We start from the raw sequence: 1,273 nt of genomic DNA, 5'->3' as shown, positions 1-1,273 counted from the left end.
TCTAGCAGGCTTCTCTGATTGGGGTCGTTGAGGTCAAGCTCCTCCTGATATTTTTCCGGATCATGTCGCCCCGCGGGTCACTCGCTTCTCTTCGCGGTCGGCGCGGAGCCGCCGCATGATGGGGTCAGGGAGAGCGAGGCGTCTCAATCTGTTGAACGACCTTGGAGAATTCCCCCAGGATCGTGCCTGCTAACGAGATCGCCTTGCCCATCGTCCCCACGGGAACGATCCGGATCACCCTCTCGGGCGAACTACTGTCTGTGTTCGTTTTTGTTCCTTGTCCTATTTCATGCCAATGTGGGGCCGGCGGCTTCCTTTCCAAAGCGGAATTCGGTTGCGTCGGCCCACATGCGATGCAGGATGACGGCCAGCTTGCGGGCTACCGCCACGCGGGCGCGCGCCATGCCGCGACGTTTGGCGATGTTCATGCCCCAGGCGCGCAAGCTCGACCATTTCTTCGAGCGCACGAGTAGCGAATGTGCTGCCTCGTAGAGGGCGGTGCGGGCGAGTTCGTCGCCGCAACGGCTGACCTTGCCCTGAATGTCGGTTTCACCGGACTGGTATCGCGCTGGCGTCAGGCCCAGATGCGCTCCCACTGCCCGCGAGGAGCCGAACCGCTCCGGCCGGTCGATCGTGGCGCGGAAGGTGAGCGCGGTGATCGGCCCGACGCCGGTCGCGCTCATCAGTCGCCGACAGACTTCCTCCTTGCGGACGATGTCGAGAACCTGCTTGGTCAGGCGGGCGAACTCCTTGAGCATGGAGCCGAGGATCGAAAGCAGCGGCTCGACCATCACCATCGCCTCGGCGTCGGCGCCGACCAGCTCGCGCACGCGATCAGCAAAGGCGGTGCGCGAGGGCGTGCCGAGCTTGATACCGGCCTCGCGCAGGATGGCGCGCACAACATTCTCTATGCTGCGCATCTCGTTCAGCACCGTGCGGCGGGCCACCAACAGCGCGCGCCACAACCGGCATTGCCGGCTCTTCACATGCACCTGCCGATACCAGCCCGTGCGCATGATCTGCGCAAGCGCGCGGGCATCGTTGCGATCCGTCTTGTTAGGCATCGTCTTCATGGCCGCATTGGCCTGGCGCGTTTCTATACAGATCGCAGGCAGGCCTTCGGCGCACAATCCATCGTGAAGCCAGGCCGTCAGCGAGCACGCTTCCAGCCCGATGCGCTCCAGCGGCAGATCGAGCTTCCGCAACGCATCGGACAAGGCCTGCGGTTCGCTCGCCGCTCGTGTTTCCTTCACGATCCGACTGCTCTCATCAA

The 1,273-nt window shown here is 63.7% G+C and carries 1 protein-coding gene; it reads right to left on the bottom strand.

The features are described from left to right. Positions 1–287: 287 nt before the first annotated feature. A partial coding sequence (locus O7A70_RS33805) for an IS110 family transposase (protein WP_337144204.1) occupies positions 288–1,273 on the bottom strand: 986 nt, incomplete at its 5' end.

It is taken from the genome of Mesorhizobium sp. Cs1299R1N1 (genome assembly GCF_037179655.1).
Classification (GTDB): Bacteria; Pseudomonadota; Alphaproteobacteria; order Rhizobiales; family Rhizobiaceae; genus Mesorhizobium; species Mesorhizobium salmacidum.
The sequence above is the reverse complement of the archived record's forward strand: the minus strand, read 5'-3'. Positions and strand labels throughout refer to the sequence as shown.